Source organism: Actinoplanes sp. NPDC049548, from assembly GCF_040676695.1.
GTDB lineage: Bacteria > Actinomycetota > Actinomycetes > Mycobacteriales > Micromonosporaceae > Actinoplanes.
On record NZ_JBFAPM010000006.1, the window covers coordinates 146,635 to 167,753 of the forward strand.

The following is a 21,119-nucleotide window of genomic DNA, read 5'->3' on the forward strand; positions in this document are numbered from 1 at the left end:
GTCCTTCAGCGCAGCAAGGAGGCGGGCCGTGAACCGTGCCTGCACCCGGTGTCCCGGCACTCAGCGGCCGCGGCCACCGCGACGGGTGGACCCTGCACTCTGCGCGTTGCCGGTGGACGGCGACGGGGCTGCAACGACCTGGGATCCGCCGGCACCATGGCCGGCCTGCGGCTGGTGCGCCGCCTGGGACACCGCGTGGTTGATCCGTCTCGCTGCCTCGGCCTGCCGGGCGGCGGGGAGGTTCGAGTCCACGTTGAGGCTGGTGACGACGCCACCCGGCTGGACGCTCATCGCCACGCTGACGAATCGGCCGGCTCCGGCTGTCATCTGCTGGAGCGTGTTGCGGACCTCCTGCATCGCTTGCTCTTCGGGCCGCACATTCGGGTCCTGTTGGTGCGGCGGGGTGGTCTCGCGCGACGAACCGGCGTACACGGCCCGGGTCGAGGCGTTGTCGTCGGACGGGGATTCCGGTGGCATGGCTCTCCAGGTGCAGCGATGCGAATGGGACGCGCATACAACGCGATCCCGGGCGCATCGGTTCAGCGCACGACGCGGCCCTTGAGGACGATGCGCTGCGGCGCCCGGACCACGCGCAGGTCGGCGCGGGGGTCCTCGGGGTAGACGACCAGGTCGGCCAGCCCTCCCTCGACGAGGCCGGGGAAGCCGAGCCACTCCCGGGCCCGCCAGGACGCCGCCGCGAGGACGTCGGCCGCCGGAATGCCCGCCTCGTGCAGGAGCAGCATCTCCTCGGCCGCGAGCCCGTGCCGGATGCTGCCGCCGGCGTCCGTGCCGACGTAGACGGGGACACCGGCCTCGTGGGCGGCGACCACCACCTGCGGGAACCGGTCGCGCAGGGCCAGCATGTGGTCGGCGTACCCGGGGAACTTGGGTCTGGCCTGGTCGGCGATGCCACCGAAGGTCCGGATGTTGATCATCGTGGGAACCAGCGCGGTGCCCCGGCGGGCCATCTCGTCGATCAGGTCCAGGGACAGGCCGGTGCCGTGCTCGACCGAGTCGACGCCCGCCCGGACCATCTGCGCCACGCCCTCCTCGGAGAACGTGTGCACGGCGGCCCGGGCACCCGCGGCGTGCGCGGCCTCGACGGCGGCGGCCATGGTGGCGGGGTCCCAGGAGGGCGCGAGGTCGCCGACGGACCGGTCGATCCAGTCCCCCACGATCTTGACCCAGCCGGTGCCGGCCTTGGCCTGCGCGGTGACGGTCTCCACGACGTCCGCGGCGTCGACCTCGATGCCGATCTCGCGCAGGTAGCGCCGGGGCGGGGCGACGTGCCGGCCGGCCCGGACCAGGCGGGGGATCTCCGGCTCGTCGTCCAGCTCCGGGTACGGGTACGGCGATCCGGCGTCGCGCAGGGCGAGCACGCCGGCGTCACGGTCCTTCGACGCCAGGTCGCGGGCCTCGTCCAGGCTCTCGATCGGCGTCGCGCCGTACCGGATGCCCAGGTGGCAGTGGGCGTCGACCAGGCCGGGCACGATCCAGCCGGAGTCGCTGACCGTCTCGGCGTCCCGGACCGGCTCGAACGTGATCCGGTCCCCGACCAGCCACAGGTCCCGGACCTCACCGTCCGGCAGCAGCGTCCCGCGCACATGCAACGTCATGACTGAAGTCGTACCCGATGCGCGTGAACCACCGCCGCCCAGCCCCCGTTGGATGGCCATGCCGGGACAGCCGCGTCAGACGAACACCTGGACCGCCTGGGCACGGACCACGGTCACCGACCTCTTCGCCTATCAGCGGTCCGACGGCTCCCGGGTCGCCCGCTCGACGATCGACGACACTGTCGCCCTGGGCAGCGTGGCGAGCTCGGCCGGCAGCCTCGTCGCCGACGGCCTGAAGGACCACTGGGAGGCCGGCCGGGTCGCCGACGCGAAGAGCGCCTCGTCCTGGGGCCAGGCCCTCACCGGCCTGTACGAGGTCGGCGCCACGGTCTACCGCGGCTACCAGGGTCTCGAGCACCTCGGCGAGCACAAGATCAATAACCTGGCGAAGACCCTGGCCGCCGCGGCGGGCGTCGTCAAGGCGGTCACCGACGGCTACACCGACGCCGAGAAGGAGGCCAACCCGCGCGTCAAGCAGGCGGAGAGCGTCGCCAACTACGTGGCGGCCGCGGCGATGATGCTCGACCTCGCGACGCGGGTCAACACCCAGCGGCTGCAGAAGCGGAGGGAAGACATCGCCTCGCGGACGAGCTCCCCCACCGGATCGGTGCAGGGCGACCCCGAGCAGCGGCCGGTGGGCCCGGTGGCCACCGCCGCCTCCCTGCCACAGGGGAACCAGCCCACCGCCCCGATACCGCTGACTCAACGGCGGAACACCGCGCCCGCCAGGTCCGCGGGGCGCGGCCGCTGAGCGTTACCGCTTGTCGTCGTCGCGCTTGGGGTTGGACAGCTTGTTGAAGTCGAGCTTCGGCAGCTTGAAGCCCGGCGGCAGCCCCTGGCCACCCGCGAGCGCGTTCGGGTCCATCCCCGGGGGAAGCTGAGGCATGCCACCCGGGAAACCGGCCGGCATGCCGCCACCCACCCGGGGCCGGTTGCCACCCTTGGTGCCCTTGCGCTTGTTCTTCGGGCTCTTGGTCGCCTTGCGGCGGCCGGCGCCCGGCAGGCCCATCATGCCGCCCATCTGCTTCATCATCTTCTGCGCGTCGGCGAAGCGGTTGAGCAGCTGGTTGACGTCCATGACGGTCACGCCGGAGCCGTTGGCGATGCGGGCCCGGCGGGAGCCGTTGATGATCTTCGGGTTGGTGCGCTCGGCCGGGGTCATCGAGCGGATGATCGCCGTCACCCGGTCGAAGTGGCTGTCGTCGAGCTCGGCCAGCTGGTCCTTCATCTGGCCCATGCCCGGCATCATGCCGAGGATGTTCGCGATCGGGCCCATCCGGCGCACCGCGATGAGCTGGTCGAGGAAGTCCTCCAGGGTGAACTGCTCGCCACCGAGCAGCTTGGAGGTCATCTTCTCCTTCTGGTCCTCGTCGAAGGCCTGCTCGGCCTGCTCGATGAGGGTCAGCACGTCGCCCATGCCGAGGATGCGGCTGGCCATCCGGTCGGGGTGGAAGACGTCGAAGTCCTCGAGCTTCTCGCCCGTGGACGCGAAGAGGATCGGCTCGCCGGTGACGTGCCGGACCGACAGGGCGGCACCGCCGCGGGCGTCGCCGTCGAGCTTCGACAGGACCACGCCGGTGATGCCGACGCCGTCGCGGAAGGCCTCGGCGGTGGTGACCGCGTCCTGGCCGACCATGGCGTCGATGACGAAGATGGTCTCGTCCGGGTCGACCGCGTCGCGGATGTCGCGGGCCTGCTGCATCATCTCGGCGTCGATGCCGAGGCGGCCGGCGGTGTCGACGATCACGATGTCCTTGGCCGTACGCCGGGCGTGCTCGATCGAGTCCTTGGCGACCTGCACCGGGTTGCCCACGCCGTTGCCGGGCTCGGGGGCGTAGACGTCGACGCCGGCCCGGCCCGCGAGGACCTGGAGCTGGTTGACGGCGTTCGGGCGCTGCAGGTCACAGGCGGCCAGCAGCGGCTGGTGTCCCTGGGCCTTGAGCCAGCGGGACAGCTTGCCCGCCAGCGTCGTCTTACCGGAGCCCTGCAGGCCGGCCAGCATGATCACGGTCGGCGGCTGCTTGGCGAACTGCAGCCGCCGCCCCTCGCCGCCGAGGACGGTGATGAGCTCCTCGTGGACGATCTTGATGATCTGCTGCGCCGGGTTGAGCGCCTGCGACACCTCGGCGCCGCGGGCGCGTTCCTTGAGGTTCGCGATGAACGCCTTGACGACCGGCAGCGCGACGTCCGCCTCCAGCAGCGCGAGGCGGATCTCCCGCGCGGTGGCGTCGATGTCGGCGTCGGTGAGCCGGCCCTTGCCCCGGAGCTTGGTGAAGATCCCGGAGAGGCGGTCGCTCAAGGTGTCAAACACGGCACAACTTCCCGTTGGTCAGTAGGGAGGAGATGACCGCAAGCCTAGCCGCCCGCCGGAACGCTCACCGGTTGCGCATCCGGTACGTCTTCGCGGCCGCCTCGATCCGCCGCTGGGTGCGGGTGCCGGGCGCGAGCCCTTTCTTGGCCTTGCCGTACAGGTAGACGCCGCCGCCGACCACGATCGCGCCCACGATCAGGTACGCCAGCGCGCCCACGAGCACGTGCAGCAGCGAGACGGCGATCCATCCCACCACGATCACGCCGGCGATCATCGCCACCAGATAAGCCACTGCCTTGCCCATGTCGTCCTCCTCGAAGAGCCCGTTGTCCACCATGCGCCAGCGGTGCAAGTGAGCACATCAGGGCGCACCCGTAGGGGTGGGTCACGGCCGTTCTCCCCCGCCACGTCGGTAAATCGCGTATACCGCAGATATCAGGCGTAACGCTCCATAGCTCTGATGTCCGGAAAGCCGACATCGACCGCAACCATCCGGCGCATGTCGCCGTTGAGGCACAGGAACCGATCGGCCCCGAACGACATCCGGCGGAAGGACGAGCTCGTGCCCCTACGGCGGATCCTGCGACTGGCGCCCTGGGAAGTGCGGTCGCGCGTACTCAAGACCGTGCAGCGCCGGGTGCTGCCGAGGGTCGCGGAACAGCGCCGGCTCGGCGTCGCCAGGCGGCTCGTGTCGCTCGCCCCGGCACCGCGGCTGCCGCTCATGCGCGGTGCCGCCCGGGCGGAGACCCTCCGGGTCCGCACCGGCCGGGGCTGGGTCACGGCCCGCAAGGATCCGGCGGCCAGCCCCGCGGGCGTACGCCGGCAGAACCTCGACCGGGTCGTCGCGGCCCTCGACGAGGCGGGCATCGACTGGTTCCGGATCCCCACCAAGGCGCTGCGCACGACCGCGGTGGCCGTACGCGTCACCGACCGCCCCGCCGTGGTCCGCCTCCTCGAGGAGATCACCGCCGACGGCCTGCTCGACATCGTGAAGCCCCGCAAGGCGAAGCACCGGCGCCGGGCCGAGATCCTCAAGGCGTCCTGGCCGGTCACCGACCCGCAGGGCAGCCTGCTGCTCGGCCCCGAGCTCGGTTGCGAGATCGAGTTCTGGACCGAGCGCGACGACGTCCTGCAGGGCCCGCGCGGCAACCCCATCGCCGACGTTATCGCCCTGGACGAGCCGATCGTGTCCGCGCCCGAGCCCGCGTTCGGCCCGTTCAGCTCGCCCGCCGACCGGACCGCGTACCGGACCCGCGAGATCTTCACCCTGCCCAGCCCGGACCGGATCAGCTTCCCGATCGACGTGGTCTACACGTGGGTCGACGGTGGCGACCCGCAGTGGCAGGCGCGCAAGGCGGCCGCCCTGGCACAGAACCACTGGCTGGGCGACGCGAGCCGGCTCGCCACGAACAACGCCCGCTACACGTCCCGCGACGAGCTGCGCTACTCGCTGCGCGCCCTGCACTGCTTCGCGCCCTGGGTCAACCACATCTACCTGGTCACCGACGACCAGGTGCCCGACTGGCTGGACACCTCACAGCCGGGCCTGACCCTGGTCAGCCATCGGGAGATCTTCGGCGACACCGGCACGCTGCCCACCTTCAACTCGCAGGCCATCGAGTCGCGGCTGCACCGCATCCCCGGGCTCAGCGAGCACTTCCTCTACCTCAACGACGACGTGTTCCTGGGCCGGCCGGTCTCCCCCGAGCTGTTCTTCACCCCCGGCGGCCTGACCCGCTTCTTCCCGTCGAGCGCGCAGGTCGACTCGGCACCGCGGCGCCCCGACGACCCGCCCGCGGACTCGGCGGGCAAGAACAACCGGGAGCTCATCCGGACGGCGTTCGGCCGGGTGCTGACCCGCAAGATGATGCACACGCCGCACCCGTCGCGGCGCAGCGTCATCGCCGAGATCGAGCAGCGCTTCGCCGAGCACGTCGAAGCCACGGCGTCGCACCAGTTCCGGCACCCCGACGACGTCTCGCTGCTGTCGTCGCTGCAGCAGTACTACGCCTACCTGACCGGGCGGGCCGCGCCGGGGACCATCGCGTACGCGTACGCGGACCTCGCCAACCCGACGACGCCGCTGAAGCTCGCCGGCCTGCTGCGGCACCGCAACCTCGACGCGTTCTGCCTCAACGACACCGACTCGGACGACACGGTCGCCGCCGAGCAGGCGGCGCTGCTCGCCGAGTTCCTGCCGGCGTACCTGCCGTTCGCGTCGCCGTACGAGCTGACCGGCCCGCGACCCGCACCCGCCGTGCTCGCCCAGGTGGACCGGGGACCGGCGCTGGCACCCGGCAAGACGCCGGAGGTCGCCGTACCGGCGCAACCGGCGAAGAACGGCGGGCCGGCCGCCACCAACACGCCCGTCGCCTGACGGGTTCCGCGCAAAGGAGATCTCTCTCGTGAGCTTCGACGTCGTCATCCTCGGCCTCGGGTACGTGGGGCTGCCCCTGGCCCAGCAGGCCATCCGGGCCGGCATGACCGTGCTCGGCTTCGACGTCAACCCGGCGGTGGTCGACGCGCTCGGCGCGGGCCGCTCGCACGTGGACGACCTGTCCGACGCCGACGTGGCCGAGATGCTCGCCGGCGGGTTCCGCACCACCGCCGACGAGACCCGGATCGCCGAGGCGGACACCGCGGTCATCTGCGTGCCGACGCCGCTGTCCGAGGGCGACGGCCCGGACCTGCGCGCGGTCGTCGGCGCCACCGAGGCGGTCGGGCGCAACCTGCGCCCCGGCATGCTGGTCGTCCTCGAGTCCACGACCTACCCCGGTACGACCGACGACGTCGTCCGCCCGCTGCTGGAGAAGCTGTCCGGGCTGACCGCGGGCATCGACTTCCACGTCGCGTTCTCGCCCGAGCGCATCGACCCGGGCAACGAGCGGTTCGGCGCGCACAACACCCCGAAGGTCGTCGGCGGGTACACCACCGACTGCACCGACCGGGTCGCGGCGTTCTACGGGCGGTTCATCGAGACCGTCGTGCGCACCCGCGGCACCCGGGAGGCGGAGACCGCGAAGCTGCTGGAGAACACGTACCGGCACGTCAACATCGCGCTGGTCAACGAGATGGCCCGGTTCTGCCACGAGCTCGACATCGACCTCTGGGACGTCATCCACGCCGCGTCCACCAAGCCGTTCGGCTTCCAGGCGTTCTACCCGGGTCCCGGCGTCGGCGGCCACTGCATCCCGATCGACCCGAACTACCTGAGCCACAACGTCCGCAGCAAGCTCGGCTACCCGTTCCGCTTCGTGGAGCTGGCCCAGGAGATCAACGCCACGATGCCCGCGTACGTGGCCCGCCGCGCGCAGAACCTGCTCAACGCCGACGGCGTGGCGGTGCACGGCGCGAAGATCCTGCTGCTCGGCGTCACGTACAAGCCGAACATCGCCGACCAGCGGGAGTCGCCCGCCACGCCGCTGGCGCGCCACCTGACCGCCCTCGGCGCCGTCCTCACCTTCCACGACCCGTACGTCACCGAGTGGAGCGTGCCGCGCACCGACGACCTCGAGGGTGCCGCCGCCGCGGCCGACCTGGTCATCCTGGTGCAGCACCACCGCGAGTACGACGCCGACCACCTCGCCGGCATCGCCAAGCGCTTCTTCGACACCCGGGGCGTCACCACCAGCCGGGAGGCGCACCGGCTGTGACCGAGATGAGCATCGCGCCCGTCGCGCCCTCGCCCCGGCAGACCCCGCGGTCCGGCGGTCCGGTCCCGGGTGCCACGCCCGCCCCGGCCGCCGGCCCGCCCCGGCACCGCCGCGACATCGAGGGGCTGCGTGCGGTCGCGGTGCTCCTCGTGGTCGCGTACCACTGCGGCCTCCCGGTCGTCACCGGCGGCTACGTCGGGGTCGACGTCTTCTTCGTGATCTCCGGCTTCCTCATCACCGGCCTGCTGCTGCGGGAGGCGCGCAGCAAGGGCACGGTGTCGATCCCCCGCTTCTACGCGCGCCGTGCCCTGCGGCTGCTGCCCGCCTCGACCGTCGTGGTGGTGGCCACGGTGGCGGGTGCCGCGCTGTGGCTGCCGCCGCTGCGGCTGAGCGGCGTCCTGTCCGACGCGCTGCACACCACGATCTACGCGATGAACTACCGGCTCGCCGCGGTCGGCACCGACTACCTGCAGGCGGACGCGGAACCGTCGCCGCTGCAGCACTTCTGGTCGCTCGCGGTGGAGGAGCAGTTCTACCTCGTCTGGCCGCTGCTCATCATCGTCTTCGCCAGGAGGCGAGGGCTGGGAACCGTGCTGTCGCTGCTGACCGCCGGCTCGCTCGCCGTCGCGCTGTGGCAGACGCGCGAGAACGCCGGGTGGGCGTACTTCGGGATCCACACCCGCGCCTGGGAGCTCGGCGTCGGCGCCCTGCTCGCGGTGACCGCGCTGAAGCTGCCGCGCTGGTGCATCCCGGCCGGCCTGGTCGCCGTCGGCGCGTCCGCGGTCGTCTACACCGCCGAGACCCCGTTCCCCGGGTACGCCGCCCTCCTACCGGTCCTCGGCACCGCCGCGGTCATCGCCGGCGGCACCGGACGTCCGGCCGGCGTCCTCGGGCTGCCCCTGCTGCAGGGCATCGGCCGGCTCTCGTACTCGTGGTACCTGTGGCACTGGCCGGCGCTGATGCTGGCGCCGCACGCGATCGGCCGTCCCCTGGCCACCTGGGAGAACATCGTCGTCGCCCTCGGCGCGCTGGTGCTGGCCGCGCTGACCTTCGCCCTGGTCGAGAACCCGGTACGCCACCTGCGCGCCCTGCGGGACCGGCCGTGGCGTGGCATCGGGGTCGGCGCCGGCATCTCCGTACTCGCCGCGGTCCTGTGCGTGGCCATCACCTTCACCGCCACCCATCTGGGCGGCACGACCACGTACCGCGCCGCCGTCCTCGACCCGGCTACCTTCGACTCGAAGGACCTGAGCCGGCAGATCGCGGCGAGCGTGGCCGCGCCGGCCGTACCGGTGAACCTGACGCCGAAGCTGACCAGGGCGAGCAAGGACAAGCCGCGCTACTACACCGAGGGCTGCAACGGCGCGTTCGACGACCCCGAGGTCAAGAAGCCGTGCACATACGGCGACCCGTCGTCGGACACCACAGTGGTGCTGTTCGGCGACTCGCACGCCGGCCACTGGTTCCCCGCCTTCGATGCGGTCGCGCAGCAGCAGCGGTGGAAGCTCGTGATCGTCTCCAAGAGCGCGTGCACCGCGGCGGACAGCCTGATCTTCCTCCCGCAGCTCAAGCGCGAGTTCACCGAGTGCGTGCAGTGGCGCAAGGACGCGTGGCGGTACATCCGCTCGCTGCACCCGGCGAAGATCCTGATGGCGTCGACGTATCCGAGCAGCGAGCTGCTGCATGTGCCCGGGACCCAGGACGAGGCGTGGGTGGCCGGCTGGGAGCGGTCCATCCGGGCGGTCTCCGCGCCCGGCACCGAGGTCTACTTCATGAACGACACCCCGTGGATGACCGGAAGCGTGCCCGACTGCCTGTCGGAGCACCTCGACGACGTCGGCGCGTGCGGCCGGTCCCGCGAGACGGCGCTGGCCAAGCCGGCCCGCCGCAGGCTGATCGCCGCGGCGGCGCAGCGGGCGGGCGCGACGGTCATCGACCCGACGCCGTGGTTCTGCACCGCGACGACGTGCCCGCCGGTGGTCGGCAACCTGCTGGTCTACCGCGACCAGCACCACGTCACGACCGCGTACAGCCGGCTGCTGGCTCCGGAGCTGGCCGCTCAGCTGCGGTGAACGTCCAGCGCGAGTTCAGCGCGTAGTTGACGACGGGGATACAGACGATGGCGACGGCCTGCACGAAGGCATAGGGCAGGCCCAGCACCGAGGTTCCCGTACCCACGATGACGGTGTTGACGGTCCAGGCCACGGCGGTGACGGCGAGGAAGCGCGCCGCCCCCGTCCCGTGGCCGACCGTGGACCGGAAGACCCAGTTGCGCTGCAACGTGTACGACACCACGATGCTCGCGGCGAACCCCACGGTGGTCGCCACGACGGGCCACAGCCCCGCGCCGTCGTGCAGCGCGAGGGCCACGCCGAGATGGGTGACCGTGCTCGCGGCGCCGCTGACGCCGTAGCGCAGCAGGCGGCCCGGGTCAGAGCTCCGCACGCTCGGTCCGCTGCCCGACGATGACCGGCTCGTCGAGGCCGTCTGCCGGCGTGGTGCGCGCCTGGACGAGGTAGCGCGGGCGGCCCCGGACCTCCTCGTGGATGCGGGCCAGGTACTCGCCGATCACCCCGAGCCCGAGCAGGATGAACGTTCCCATCACGAGCAGCACCAGGATCACGGTCGGGAAGCCCGCGAGGGATCCGCCGCGCATCCACCGCACCAGCGTCTGCACCCCGAGGACGAGCGAGAACGCGGCGAAGCCGAAGCCGACGACCGTCACGAGGTGCAGCGGCGCGGAGGTGAAGGACGTGAGCCCGTTGACGGCGAGCCGGCACAGCGACCGGAAGGTCCATCGGGTCGCGCCGCCCTCGCGGTGGTCGATGTCGACCTCCACCGTCGTACGCCGGAACCCGATCCAGCTCGAGGTGCCCCGGAAGAACGACGAGTGCTCGGGCAGCCGCAGCAGCGCGTCGCACGCCGGGCGGCTCAGCAGCCGGAAGTCGGTGGCGTTGACCAGGTCCACGGTGGTGAGCCGGGTGAACGTCGCGTTGAACACCTTCGCGGCCAGCCGGGCCGCCGGCGACTGACCGGTCCGGTTGCGCTTGACGCCCTCGACGACGTCCGCGCCGTCACGCCAGCACTGCACCATCGCGGGGATCGCTGTCGGCGGATGCTGCAGGTCGGCGTCGATGACCACCACGACATCGCCCGAGGAGTGCTCGAGCCCGGCGAGGACCGCCGACTCCTTGCCGAAGTTGCGGGAGAGCCGGACGCCGCGCACGCGCGGGTCCAAGCTGTGTTGCGCGCACACCCGTGGCCAGGAGTCGTCGGCGGAGCCGTCGTCGACGAGGACCAGCTCGTAGCGCAGCCCCGCCGCCGCGAGCACGGCGCCGGTGCGCTGCACGAACCGGTCCACCCCGTGACCCTCGTTGAAGACCGGCGCGACGACCGACACGAGCGGGTCGGCGGGCCGGGTCACGTCTGGTCCGGGCGGCAGAACGGGCGGCCGTACAGCTGCCTGGTGGCCATGTCGATCGTCACCTCGAGACGGTCGGCCGGTGGCAAGGTGCCGGGAACATCGACACGAACGACCCGTGAGGACGAAAGATCTGGGTACAGCGCGCGGAACTCCGCCTCCAAGCCGCACCGGCGGGCGTTGCCGGCCGGCGTCCGGTCGAAGACGGCGAACTCGTGGGCGATGGCGTTGTTGACCACCGAGGAGGGGCGGCCCGCGGTGTCCGCGGCGTACCGTCCGTTCGCGGCAGCCGACCCGGCAGCGGTGAGGACCAACAGCGCCAACAGGGCGGCCGGGGTATGCCGCCATCTGGCGACGGCGAGGACGCAACCAAGCAGCACCGGCGCGCCGGCGGCCGCCGTGACGCCGCTGTCGCGCCAGCCGAGGCCCCACCGGCCGGCGCTCGCCGCGGCCTGCATGTCGCCGTTCGCCGCCGCGAGCACCGCGCCGAGGACGAGTATGGTGCCCGCGCTGACCGCCACGGCCGCCACCGCCCGGCGGTCGACCGGCGGCAGCTGGCGCAGATCCGTGGCGGTGCCCACGGCGAGCAGGGCGAGCGTCAGCAGGGCGAGCGCTGGCAGCAGGCCCACGACCCACGAGCCGTGCGTGCCGCGGGTCGCTTCGTGCCATTGCAGCGGGGGAAGCCACGCGACCATCCGGTGTACCCAGGCGAGGCCGAGATCGGGTCCGAGCACGACATCCGAGCCGCGGTAGCAGTCTCCGGCGCCGCAGGCCCGCGCGATCAGCCACCGCACGGGGACGAAGACCGGCAAGAATCCGAGCCACAGCAGCGCCACCATCCGCGTCGCCCGGTTGCCGAGCAGGGAGCGCAGATGAAGGCCGAGGACGAAGACGCCCCGGGCCACGACGGTGACAGCGGCGATCGGCAGCGCCAGGTAGGCGATCTCGTTGAACACGGCCAGCGCGGCACCCGACAGCACGGCGGCCACGGCCGGCACCACCCCCAGCGGCCGTCCGTCCGTGCGGAGCGCGCGGCAACACACTGCGGCGACTCCGAGGACCAACGCAGTGGAGAGGAAATACAGACCGCCGAATAGCACGGTGGTGCTCGTACCGCCAGCCGCCACGAGCGCGGCGCCGACGCCGTAGGGGACCAGCACGGTCAGCACCGACGGGGGCGTGCGGAACAGGCGTCCGCGCGCGATGATGCTCTCCGTCAGCAGCATCGCCGCGGCAGTCAGCACCATCGCGGCCAGCATCGCCACCACGCGCAGGGCGATGTTCGCGGGCAGCTGCACGACCTCCATCAGCAAGTAGGCCGCTCCGTCGACACCGCGCTCCAGCAGCCGGCCGAGCGGCCGGAAGTTCCCTGCCTCGAGATAGAGTGGCACGGTCCGGAACGGCTCGGCGAGCTGGCGCAACGGGTGCGCGCGTAAGCCCCCGCCGTGCCAGTAGAGGTTGAAGCGGTGGTCCGCGGTCGGCGCGAGCGTCAGCAACGGCAGCAGCACGACCAGGGGCACCAGGGCCGCCCGAAGCAGCGCACGCCGCCATGGCCGCCCGGCCGGCTCAGCCCGCTCCACCCGCACGGCGGCCGCTCGCGTCGCCACCTGCGCGGGGATGTCCAGGGTCTCGGAACTCACCTCAGCCCAACGATGTCCGGAATGTCGCAGTAACGCGAAGGCTCGCAACCGGTTCGCAACCGGGCGACCACCAGTGCCGCAACCCCTGTCGAGCAGGCACCCGGGCGGCAACTCAGCACTCACGGCAAGGCACCTGAACAGGCATCAGCGACCTCCGCAGGCCTTCCGAAGGGAATGGCGTACCTGGCGAACAAGCGCCGGTGCGGAGTTCTCCGAAAGGTTGTCCCGTGCAGAAGACCCTGGTCCGTCGCCTCGCCACCCTCGCGCTGATCCCCGCCGCCGCCCTGATCGGCCTGGTCACCCTCGCCGCCCCGGCCGAGGCCGCGGTGGTCTCGACCTCCACGCTGCAGTCGCAGGTCGTCGCGCTGTCGAACCAGGCGCGCGTCAAGGCCGGCTGCAAGGCGCTGCGCGTCAACGCGGACCTGCTCTGGGCCGCCCGCGGGCACAGCAAGTACATGGCCACCACCGGCCGGTTCAGCCACACCGGCTCGCGCAACTCCACGTTCATCACGCGGGCCCGCGCCGCCGGCTACACCGCCGCGCGCAGCGAGAACATCGCCTGGGGCTACCGCACCGCCCGCGAGGTCGTCAACGGCTGGCTGGCGTCGCCGGGCCACCGTCGCAACCTGCTCGACTGCGGTGCCAAGACGTTCGCCGTCGGCGTCGTCTACTCGACCAACGGCACGCCGTACTACACCCAGGACTTCGGCTCCCGCTGAAGCTTTTCCCTCCCCCGAGACCGGCCGGCATGCCCCCGCATGCCGGCCGGTCGAACTTTTACACGGGTACGGAGGCAGGCGCCCCGCTGCGCGAGTACGACAGCACCACGTGCCGCCCCAGCAGCTGCGGCTCGGCGGTGAGGCCGGCGACGTTCTCCGTCCAGCGCTGCACGGCGTCCTGCTCGTCGGCGCGGTTCGCGTCGTCGAGCACGACCGTGGCGACCGCCGCCAACCGGCTCTCCAGCGCGTGCATCGCCGGGTACCGGGCATCCGGCCCGGTGGACGCGGGCGGCCCGTCGATCAGGAGCAGGTCGATGTCGCGGACGTCGGCGAGCTTATCCACGTCGTACCAGCGGTAGGTCTTGCCGTCGACCAGCAGCTCGGTCAGCGGCGCGGTCCGCACCTCGGCCACGGCCGACAGCCCGTGCGCGTCGAGCATGTCCCGGGTCTTGCCCGCGTACTCCGCGTCGTGGTCCAGCGAGATGAGCCGGCCACCGGTCTTCTCCAGGGCGTACGCGAGCCACACCGTCGACGTGCCGCTGCCCAGCTCCACCACCAGCTGCGGCCGGCGCAGCCGGACGATGTGCAGCAGCTCCAGCAGATCCGTGGGGTTGAGCGCGAAGTCGCCGGACGACGGCATCGGCGCGCGCGGCGTGAACTCGGCGAAGAGCTGGAACATCGCCTCGATCTCCCGGCTCTGCGCGCGCAGCAGCAGGTCGTGGCCGTGCCCGTTCTGCCGCAGGCCGCGCGTGATGGTCCGGGTGACCTCCTGGTGCCGGTCGCCGGCGGTCAGCCGCTCCTTCTCCACGGTCGCCACCACCCGGCGCTGCATCTGCTCGACGACGACCCGCAGGTCGCGGTGCGCGGCCTGGTTCGCCCGGTACAGGCCGGCCATCCAGCGCGACAGGTGCAGGATGCCGAGCAGCACGGCGAGCAGCAGCACCGCGACAAGCGACGTGGCGAGGCCCTGATGCCCCGACGCGGCCGCCGTCCAGATGCCGGCGACGACCGCCAGCACCACGAAGAGGACGACCACCTGCGGACGGGTCAGGCTCTGCAGCCGTACCGCCAGCCGACCGCCGAACCGGGTCAGGCTGCTCATAGTTCCTCGAACCTCCGAATTGCGCTGTGCGGTCATGCCAGGGACAGCTCAGGTGTCCGCTGGGAGGGCGGGGTGCTGCGGGGGGCGTGGACCAGGCTCGCGATGCGGTCGACGTACCCCTGCGGGTCGTGGGCCTTGGCCACGACGGCCCGGGCGCGGCGGCTCTGCTCGGCGAAGAGCACCCGGTCCGCGGTGTAACGCTTGACGACCCCGGCGACCTCGGCCGGGGTGCAGTAGATCGCGGCGTCGCCGAACACCGCGGCGTGCCGCTCGGGCGTGATCACCACGCAGCCCTGCGCGGCCGCCGCCAGCGCCGGTCGGGAGTACGTCTCCACGGCCTCCGGGTGCGGGAAATGCAGGTAGAAGTCCAGCTGGTGGAGGAACGTCCGCAGGTCCAGGTCGACGGCCTCGAAGACCAGGTGCGCGCGCGGGCCGCCGAGACTGACCTCGGCACGCGGCCAGTCCGGCAGCCGCAGCCGCACGTCCACGTTGCGCAGGTCGTCGTAGACGAACAGCGCCTCGCGGGTGTCCCGCGGCCACACGCCCTGGTCGCACAGGTCGGTGCCGACCACCGGCAGGTCCCGGGTCGCGCCGTCGCGCACCGCCGACCACGTGCCGGCCGCGACGACCGTGGGCATGTCGTACGGCGTCAGCTCGATCGACGGGTACGCCCGCAGCGCCGTCCGGATCTCCGGGTCCTGCGGGCACCACACCGCCTCCGCCGCGAACATCCGCGTGGCCGTCCGCGTGCACGCCTCGGGGTCGTAGCGGTGGTCCAGCCCGTCGCGGCGTACCGGCGCCTGGTCGGCGACGATGAGCACCTGCCGGGGCCGCAGCAGGCACTCGTCGTCGAAGGCGAACTGCAGTGCGGCGGCGTGCCGCACGACGACCAGCGCCGCCTCGTTGACGTCGCCGGGCAGCAGCTGGGCGATGCGGCCGGCGTTGACGAGCTTCTGGATCGGCGCGGCCAGCGGGTAGCGGCGCCGGGCCATCGGGCGCAGCGACTCGATGTGCAGCACGGCGACGCGCAGCCCGCGGTCCACCAGCGCCCGCATCTCGTCGATCGCGGACAGCTGCGGCCCTTGCAGGAACCGCCAGTCGCCCGCCATCACCACGTCGTACTCCGGGCGCGGCGGGGCCTCGCCGCGGACGTACCGGAGGTGGTCGGGAGCCGCGAACGGCCGTTCGCCGCCCTCGCGCGGCAGATACGGTTTCGCCGCGCGCGCCGCGATGCGCCCGTGCCAGTACTGGTACGCCGACGAGTACGCCACCCGCGCGGGATGCATCCAGTACGCCCGGATCTCCGAGCGCGACAGCGAGCCCTGTGACAGCCGGATGAGCGCGAGCGGCTCCGACTCGACGTGGCGCACCGCGCGCTCGCCGTAGACCGCCCGCATCCGTCCGATGTACTCGGAGTCGGCGGCCTTGCGGACCTGGTCGAAGTAGCCGATCCGGTCCATCACCATCTCGCGGCGGAACAGCAGCGACGACGGGTTGAAGCGGCCCCGCCGCACCGCCGGGCGGGTGAGCACGAGCCGTTCGGTGACCGCCAGGCCGTCGGTGGTGGTGGCGACGATGCGGGAGTTCTCCAGCAGCGGGCGTACCTGCAGCTCCAGCCGGCGTGGGTGGGACCAGTCGTCGGAGTCCTGGAACGCGATGAACTCCCCCTCGGCCGCGTCGAGGCCGGCGTTGCGCCCCGCGTACGTGCCCTGGTTGTACGGCTGCTTCACCAGCCGCACCCGGGGATCCAGGGCGACGGCGCGCTGCAGCATCTCGTCGTACTCCGGCGGCGAGGCGTCGTCGACGATGACCACCTCGACGTTGCGCCACGACTGGGCGAGGATCGAGCGGACCGCGGTGATCAGGCCCTCGTCCGGGTGGAACGAGGTCACGATGACCGAGACGCGGTGCGGCTCGTCGATCGGGGCGGCGTCGGCGGTGACGGTGAGCCGGTCGAACGGCGGCAGCCCGTTGGCCGGGTCGAGCGCCGGGTAGGGCTTCGGCATCAGCCGTTGGAACGCGGCCAGCCAGGGCGCCACCGGCAGCTCGCCGTCACCGGCGAACGGATTGGCCACGTCGATCTCGAGGTCGCTGCGCACGGCTTCGCTGATTCCCGGGTACGCCCGCAGCAGCGCCCGAGCCGCCTCGGCACCCCGCCACGTGTACGTGAGCTGGGCATGCAGCCCCTGATGCGCCCCCGGCAGCGCCTGCGATCCCAGGGCGTTGCGCACCAGCTCGTAGAGGGCGAGCGCGTCCGCACGGTCCTCGGGCAGCATGTCCTGCAGCGCCAGCGTCTGCGCCAGCCCGGCCAGCACCGACGGCCGGACCCCCTGACGGATCCGTCGCAGCCACCCGAGATCACCGGCGCGCGCGGCGGCCAGCAGCTCCTCGTAGCCGGTCCCGGTGTCACGCAGCGCGGTGTACGCCAGCAGCCGCCGCATCTCGAGCGAGCGGAGCCGGATCGCGGTGGGCGGCACGGCCCGTTGCACGTGGTACCGGGCGATCCTCAGGTAGTCGTCGAGCAGACCGGCTGGTTCCCCCATGCGGCAACAGACCTCTTCATTACGCCCTGGATGTCAGTAAAGGCAACGCCGGGGCGCGGAGGAGGTGACGGGCTCAGACCACCGCCAGGACGGCCGCTTCGACCCGTGCCCGCTCACCGGCGTCCGACCAGGACCCGACGAGGTAGAAGGCGTCGACCACGTCGCCGCCGAGCGTGGAGATGCGCGCGGCCCGGACCTCGGCACCGGCCTCGTCCAGCGCGGTCGCGACCCGGTAGAGCAGGCCCGCCGAGTCGGCCGCCCGCAGCTCGAGCACCACCGCGTCGGTCGCCTCGGCGCGCAGCCACACCACGCGCGGAGCCGCACCGCCGCGGTCCGACGCCGCCCGGGCCCGCAGCCGCTGGGTGACGGACACGTCGCCGGCCGCGACCCGGCGCAGGTCCGCGGCCAGGGCGAGCGGGTCGGCCGGGGAGCCGTACCGAGGCTGGGTCCGGAACTCGACGATCGCCCGGCCGTCGACCGTGCAGGCGTCCGCGGAGACGACGTCGAGGCGGTGCATGGCCAGGCAGGCCGCCACCGAGCCGAGCAGCCCCCGGCGGTCGGCGGTGGCCACCGCGACCCGGTCGCCGTCGAGGTGCACCGCGGGCAGGTCGCCGGCGAGCAGCTCCGGGTCGGGCGCCGGCGGCTCGGGCAGCGCGCCGGTGTCCAGCGCGGTACGCACCCGGCGGACCAGCTCGGCGATCAGCCGCTCCTTCCAGTCCGACCACGCGGCGGGCCCGGTCGCGTGCGAGTCGGCGCGGGCGAGGGCGTGCAGCAGGTCCAGGGTCGTCGCGTCGCCCACGGCCTCGGCGACCGACGAGATGGTCACCGGGTCGCTCAGATCCCGGCGGGTCGCCACCTGCGGCAGCAGCAGGTGCAGGCGGACCAGCTTCTCGACCGTCGCGACGTCCGCCGGCGGCAGCCCGATCCGGGCCGCGATCTCGGCGGCGATCGGCGCGCCCACGGTGCTGTGGTCGCCGGGCAGGCCCTTGCCGACGTCGTGCAGGAACGCGCCGAGCAGCAGCAGATCGGGGCGGTCGACCTCGCGGGCGTACGCGGTCGCCTCGTAGGCCGCCTGCACGAGGTGGCGGTCCAGGGTGTACCGGTGCACCGGGTGGTGCTGCGGGAGGCTGCGCATCCGGGCCCACTCCGGCAGCCAGGCGTCGATGAGGCCGTACCGGTCGCAGGCCTCCCAGGCGGGCAGCAGCCCCGGCCCGGACCCGAGCAGGGACACCAGGGCGGCCCGGGCGGCGGGCGGCCACGGGGTGGGCAGCGGCGGGCAGAAGCTGGCGAGCCACTCGCAGGTCGCGCGCGCGATCGGCAGCCGTACGGTCGCGGCCGCCGCGGCCACCCGCAGCGAGAGCGTCGGATCCGGCACCGGCCCGATCGCGGTCCGCGCGAGCACCAGCTCGCCGTCCTGCTCGACCACGTCACGGGCGACCGGCCGCCGCGCGGGCGGACCCGGGGCGGTCCCGCGCCGGCGCCCGCTGCGGAGCCGGTCGGCGGCGCGCCACGCGTCGTCGAGGGCGTGCGCGATGGTCCGGGCGTCCCCGGCGACCCGGCGCAGCAACGCATCGCCGTCCTCGACGTCCAGCAGCTCGGCCACGGCCGTGCGCTCCTGGGCGACCAGCCGGTCCACCCGCCGGCCGACGGCGACGTGCAGGGCGTCGCGGGTATCGAGCAGTCGCAGGTCGGCAGCGCGGACCGCAGGGCGCATCGTGTCGGCGACCCCCGCCCGGCCGATGCCGCGCAGGATGGTCACGTCGCGCAGCCCGCCGGCGGCCTCCTTGAGGTCGCCCTCCAACAGGAACGCGAGCTCGCCGTGGGTGCCCCAGCGCGCGGTGGTGAGCTCCTTGAGCTGGGGAAGTAGCCGTACGGCGGTCCGCCGCCACTGGTCACCGGCGGCGGCGATGAGCTCGGCGGAGAGGGCGGCGTCCCCGGCGATGTGCCGGGCGTCGAGCAGGCCCAGCGAGACCTTCACGTCGTCATGGGCGACCGACAGGGCCTCGGGCAGCGTCCGCACCGAGTGGTCGAGGCCGAGCCGCGCGTCCCAGATCGGATACCACAGCGCGGAGGCGATCCGGTCGATGCCGGCCGTGCCGTTGTGCAGCAGCACGAGGTCCAGATCGCTGTACGGCGCGACGTCACGCCGGCCCAGGCCCCCGACCGCCACGAGGCTGACCCCGGGCAGGTGGTCCGGGAACATCCCGGCCAGCCACGCATCCAGCGCCGCCGCCCGGTGCACCCGGGCGGCGGCGCCGATGTCCTCTCGCTTCGTGGCGGTCAGAGCGCGTCGAGCCCGCGCTCGCCGGTGCGGACCCGGACCACGTCGTCGACCGACGTCACCCAGACCTTGCCGTCGCCGATCTTGCCGGTCCGCGCGGAAGCGACCACCGCGTCCACGACCTTGTCCACGTCGATCTCGTCGGTGACGACCTCGACCTTGATCTTCGGCAGGAACTCCACCGTGTACTCGGCACCCCGGTACACCTCGGTGTGGCCCTTCTGCCGCCCGTACCCCTGCACCTCGCTCACGGTGAGCCCGGCGACGCCCAGGGCGTGCAGAGCCTCCTTCACCGCGTCGAGCTGGTACGGCTTGATGACCGCGGTCACCAGCTTCATGCTCAGTCCCTCCATGTCAGAGAACTTAACCGGCGACCTTCTGGCTGACGTCGGCCTTGCCGTCAGCGTCGATCGGTGCGGAGTTGGTCAGGCCGGCCATCGCGAAGGCGCCGCCGCCACCCGAACCGCCGCTCGGGGTGAGGTCGTAGCCGGTCTCACCGTGGTCGGCGATGTCGATGCCGGAGATCTCCGCCTCCGGGGTGACCCGCAGGCTCTTGAAGGCCTTGATGGCCAGGGCGATGGCGGCCGCGATGGCGAACGAGTACAGCGTCACGACGAAGCTGCCCAGGAACTGGCGACCGAGCTGGGCCAGGCCACCGCCGTAGAAGAGGCCCTCGCTCGCGTTCAGGATCTTGCTGTCGGTGATGCCGGCGTTGACCTGCGCGGTGGCGAAGAAGCCGATCGACAGCGAGCCGATCCAGCCGCCGACGAAGTGGACGCCGACGACGTCGAGCGAGTCGTCGTAGCCGAAGCGGTACTTCAGGCCGACGGCCAGGGCGCAGAAGGCACCGGCGATCAGGCCGATGAGCACGGCCGGCAGCGGGGCGACGAAACCGCAGGCCGGAGTGATGGCGACCAGGCCGGCCACCGCGCCCGAGGAGGCACCGACCAGCGTCGGCTTGCCGTCGCGGAACCACTCCACGACGACCCAGCCGACCAGGGCGGCGGCCGTCGCGACCTGGGTGTTGATGAAGGCGAAGACGGTGGTGCCGTCGACGGTGAGCTCGGAGCCGGCGTTGAAGCCGAACCAGCCGAACCACAGCAGGCCGGCGCCGAGCGCGACGAACGGCACGTTGTGCGGGCGCATGTTCTCCCGCGGCCAGCCGATGCGCTTGCCGAGGATCAGGCAGAGCGCCAGCGCGGCGGCACCGGCGTTGATGTGCACCGCCGTACCACCGGCGAAGTCGAGGGCCCGGATCTTGGAGCCGATGAAGCCGCCGCCCCAGACCCAGTGCGCGACCGGGATGTAGACCAGCGTGAACCAGGCGAACGCGAAGATGACCCAGCCGCCGAACTTCAGGCGGTCCGACACCGCGCCGCTGATCAGCGCGACGGTGATGATGGCGAACATCATCTGGAAGCCCATGAACGCGTACGTCGGGATGCCGGTGTTCGCGCCGAAGAACAGCCATTCCTCGGTGATCGCGCTGGTGCCCGTACCGAAGTAGGTCGAGAAGTTTCCGATGATGTTGTTCAGGCCGGCGCTGCCGTTGACGCCGAAGGCCAGAGTGAAGCCGTACAGAACCCAGAGGACGGAGATGAGCCCGATGCACGAGAAGCTCATCATCATCATGTTCAGTACGCCCTTGGACCGGTTCAGGCCACCGTAGAACAGCGCCAGACCCGGAGTCATGAGCAAAACGAGCGCAGACGACAGGAGCAACCAGGCGGTATTGCCGGTGTTGATCTCCACGCTGCCTCCTCTCGGATAGGTGTCCTTCAGCGCTTGCCCACGCGGCGAGCCGTCGGGCAATGCGGGGTCGGCCCCCAGAGC

16 protein-coding genes and 1 pseudogene are annotated in these 21,119 nt (G+C 72.3%); 5 read left to right on the forward strand and 12 right to left on the reverse strand.

Translation table 11 applies throughout. From position 1 onward, the window contains the following. Nucleotides 1–60: 60 nt before the first annotated feature. Both AB0J80_RS14485 and AB0J80_RS14490 read right to left on the reverse strand, forming a co-directional pair. Nucleotides 61–477: a hypothetical protein gene (locus tag AB0J80_RS14485; protein ID WP_364704702.1), complete on the reverse strand. Its 417-nt coding sequence runs from the start codon at nucleotides 475–477 to the stop codon at nucleotides 61–63. A gap of 62 nt (nucleotides 478–539) precedes the next feature. Continuing rightward, nucleotides 540–1,616, reverse strand: coding sequence for an amidohydrolase family protein (locus tag AB0J80_RS14490; RefSeq protein ID WP_364704704.1), 1,077 nt, complete (start codon nucleotides 1,614–1,616; stop codon nucleotides 540–542). A gap of 52 nt (nucleotides 1,617–1,668) precedes the next feature. On the opposite strand from AB0J80_RS14490, the gene AB0J80_RS14495 reads away from it, so the two are divergent. After that, the gene (locus tag AB0J80_RS14495) at nucleotides 1,669–2,367 is read left to right on the forward strand and encodes a hypothetical protein (protein ID WP_364704705.1); all 699 of its coding nucleotides are present in this window, start codon (nucleotides 1,669–1,671) and stop codon (nucleotides 2,365–2,367) included. 3 nt (nucleotides 2,368–2,370) lie between these two features. On the opposite strand, the gene ffh is transcribed toward AB0J80_RS14495, so the two are convergent. Beyond that, a complete protein-coding gene (ffh, locus tag AB0J80_RS14500; RefSeq protein WP_364704707.1) occupies nucleotides 2,371–3,927 on the reverse strand; it encodes a signal recognition particle protein in 1,557 nt (518 codons plus the stop codon). Between the two features lie 64 nt (nucleotides 3,928–3,991). Continuing rightward, nucleotides 3,992–4,264 (reverse strand): hypothetical protein, encoded by a 273-nt coding sequence (locus AB0J80_RS14505; RefSeq protein WP_364704709.1) that lies wholly within the window; start codon nucleotides 4,262–4,264, stop codon nucleotides 3,992–3,994. Nucleotides 4,265–4,489: 225 nt separating this feature from the next. Here AB0J80_RS14505 and AB0J80_RS14510 point away from each other — a divergent pair, with 225 nt between their 5' ends. From AB0J80_RS14510 to AB0J80_RS14520, 3 genes are read left to right on the forward strand one after another with little or no spacing between them, the layout of a single operon-like run. Then, nucleotides 4,490–6,304, forward strand: a complete 1,815-nt coding sequence (locus AB0J80_RS14510) for a stealth family protein (protein ID WP_364704710.1) — start codon at nucleotides 4,490–4,492, stop codon at nucleotides 6,302–6,304. Nucleotides 6,305–6,332: 28 nt separating this feature from the next. Then, nucleotides 6,333–7,580, forward strand: coding sequence for a nucleotide sugar dehydrogenase (locus AB0J80_RS14515; protein ID WP_364704711.1), 1,248 nt, complete (start codon nucleotides 6,333–6,335; stop codon nucleotides 7,578–7,580). Between the two features lie 5 nt (nucleotides 7,581–7,585). Continuing rightward, a complete protein-coding gene (locus AB0J80_RS14520; RefSeq protein ID WP_364704713.1) occupies nucleotides 7,586–9,652 on the forward strand; it encodes an acyltransferase family protein in 2,067 nt (688 codons plus the stop codon). On the opposite strand, the gene AB0J80_RS14525 is transcribed toward AB0J80_RS14520, so the two are convergent. From AB0J80_RS14525 to AB0J80_RS14535, 3 genes are read right to left on the reverse strand one after another with little or no spacing between them, the layout of a single operon-like run. Further along, a complete protein-coding gene (locus AB0J80_RS14525; protein WP_364704715.1) occupies nucleotides 9,597–10,025 on the reverse strand; it encodes a GtrA family protein in 429 nt (142 codons plus the stop codon). The genes AB0J80_RS14520 and AB0J80_RS14525 overlap by 56 nt on opposite strands. Further along, nucleotides 10,012–11,004 (reverse strand): glycosyltransferase family 2 protein, encoded by a 993-nt coding sequence (locus tag AB0J80_RS14530; RefSeq protein WP_364704717.1) that lies wholly within the window; start codon nucleotides 11,002–11,004, stop codon nucleotides 10,012–10,014. The genes AB0J80_RS14525 and AB0J80_RS14530 overlap by 14 nt, the downstream gene beginning before the upstream one ends. Then, nucleotides 11,001–12,641, reverse strand: a complete 1,641-nt coding sequence (locus tag AB0J80_RS14535) for a hypothetical protein (RefSeq protein ID WP_364704719.1) — start codon at nucleotides 12,639–12,641, stop codon at nucleotides 11,001–11,003. Before AB0J80_RS14535 ends, AB0J80_RS14530 begins: the two co-directional genes overlap by 4 nt. 227 nt (nucleotides 12,642–12,868) lie before the next feature. Here AB0J80_RS14535 and AB0J80_RS14540 point away from each other — a divergent pair, with 227 nt between their 5' ends. Beyond that, nucleotides 12,869–13,360: a CAP domain-containing protein gene (locus AB0J80_RS14540; RefSeq protein ID WP_364704720.1), complete on the forward strand. Its 492-nt coding sequence runs from the start codon at nucleotides 12,869–12,871 to the stop codon at nucleotides 13,358–13,360. Nucleotides 13,361–13,418: 58 nt separating this feature from the next. Here the strand turns inward: AB0J80_RS14540 and AB0J80_RS14545 are convergent, their stop codons facing one another. The 5 genes and pseudogenes from AB0J80_RS14545 to AB0J80_RS14565 all read right to left on the reverse strand — a co-directional run bounded on the left by AB0J80_RS14545 (nucleotide 13,419) and on the right by AB0J80_RS14565 (nucleotide 21,038). Further along, entirely contained in the window at nucleotides 13,419–14,462 is a 1,044-nt protein-coding gene (locus AB0J80_RS14545) for a class I SAM-dependent methyltransferase (RefSeq protein ID WP_364704721.1), read from the reverse strand. A gap of 32 nt (nucleotides 14,463–14,494) precedes the next feature. Then, nucleotides 14,495–17,005, reverse strand: coding sequence for a glycosyltransferase family A protein (locus AB0J80_RS14550; RefSeq protein ID WP_364704722.1), 2,511 nt, complete (start codon nucleotides 17,003–17,005; stop codon nucleotides 14,495–14,497). Between the two features lie 73 nt (nucleotides 17,006–17,078). Then, nucleotides 17,079–19,265 (reverse strand): annotated as a pseudogene (locus AB0J80_RS14555) ([protein-PII] uridylyltransferase); the annotation flags it as partial. Between the two features lie 20 nt (nucleotides 19,266–19,285). Then, a complete protein-coding gene (locus AB0J80_RS14560) occupies nucleotides 19,286–19,624 on the reverse strand; it encodes a P-II family nitrogen regulator (RefSeq protein ID WP_364705059.1) in 339 nt (112 codons plus the stop codon). A 25-nt stretch (nucleotides 19,625–19,649) separates the two neighbouring features. Next, nucleotides 19,650–21,038 carry an ammonium transporter gene (locus tag AB0J80_RS14565; protein ID WP_364704723.1) on the reverse strand — a complete coding sequence of 463 codons (1,389 nt, stop codon included), beginning with the start codon at nucleotides 21,036–21,038 and terminating at the stop codon, nucleotides 19,650–19,652. Nucleotides 21,039–21,119: the final 81 nt, after the last annotated feature.

Bases quoted from the DNA above. Each gene is read 5' to 3' on its own strand.
- AB0J80_RS14485 (WP_364704702.1), bottom strand. From the start codon at position 477: ATGCCACCGGAATCCCCGTCCGACGACAACGCCTCGACCCGGGCCGTG.
- AB0J80_RS14490 (WP_364704704.1), bottom strand. From the start codon at position 1,616: ATGACGTTGCATGTGCGCGGGACGCTGCTGCCGGACGGTGAGGTCCGG.
- AB0J80_RS14495 (WP_364704705.1), top strand. From the start codon at position 1,669: ATGGCCATGCCGGGACAGCCGCGTCAGACGAACACCTGGACCGCCTGG.
- AB0J80_RS14505 (WP_364704709.1), bottom strand. From the start codon at position 4,264: ATGGTGGACAACGGGCTCTTCGAGGAGGACGACATGGGCAAGGCAGTG.
- AB0J80_RS14520 (WP_364704713.1), top strand. From the start codon at position 7,586: ATGAGCATCGCGCCCGTCGCGCCCTCGCCCCGGCAGACCCCGCGGTCC.
- AB0J80_RS14545 (WP_364704721.1), bottom strand. From the start codon at position 14,462: ATGAGCAGCCTGACCCGGTTCGGCGGTCGGCTGGCGGTACGGCTGCAG.
- AB0J80_RS14550 (WP_364704722.1), bottom strand. From the start codon at position 17,005: ATGGGGGAACCAGCCGGTCTGCTCGACGACTACCTGAGGATCGCCCGG.
- AB0J80_RS14560 (WP_364705059.1), bottom strand. From the start codon at position 19,624: ATGAAGCTGGTGACCGCGGTCATCAAGCCGTACCAGCTCGACGCGGTG.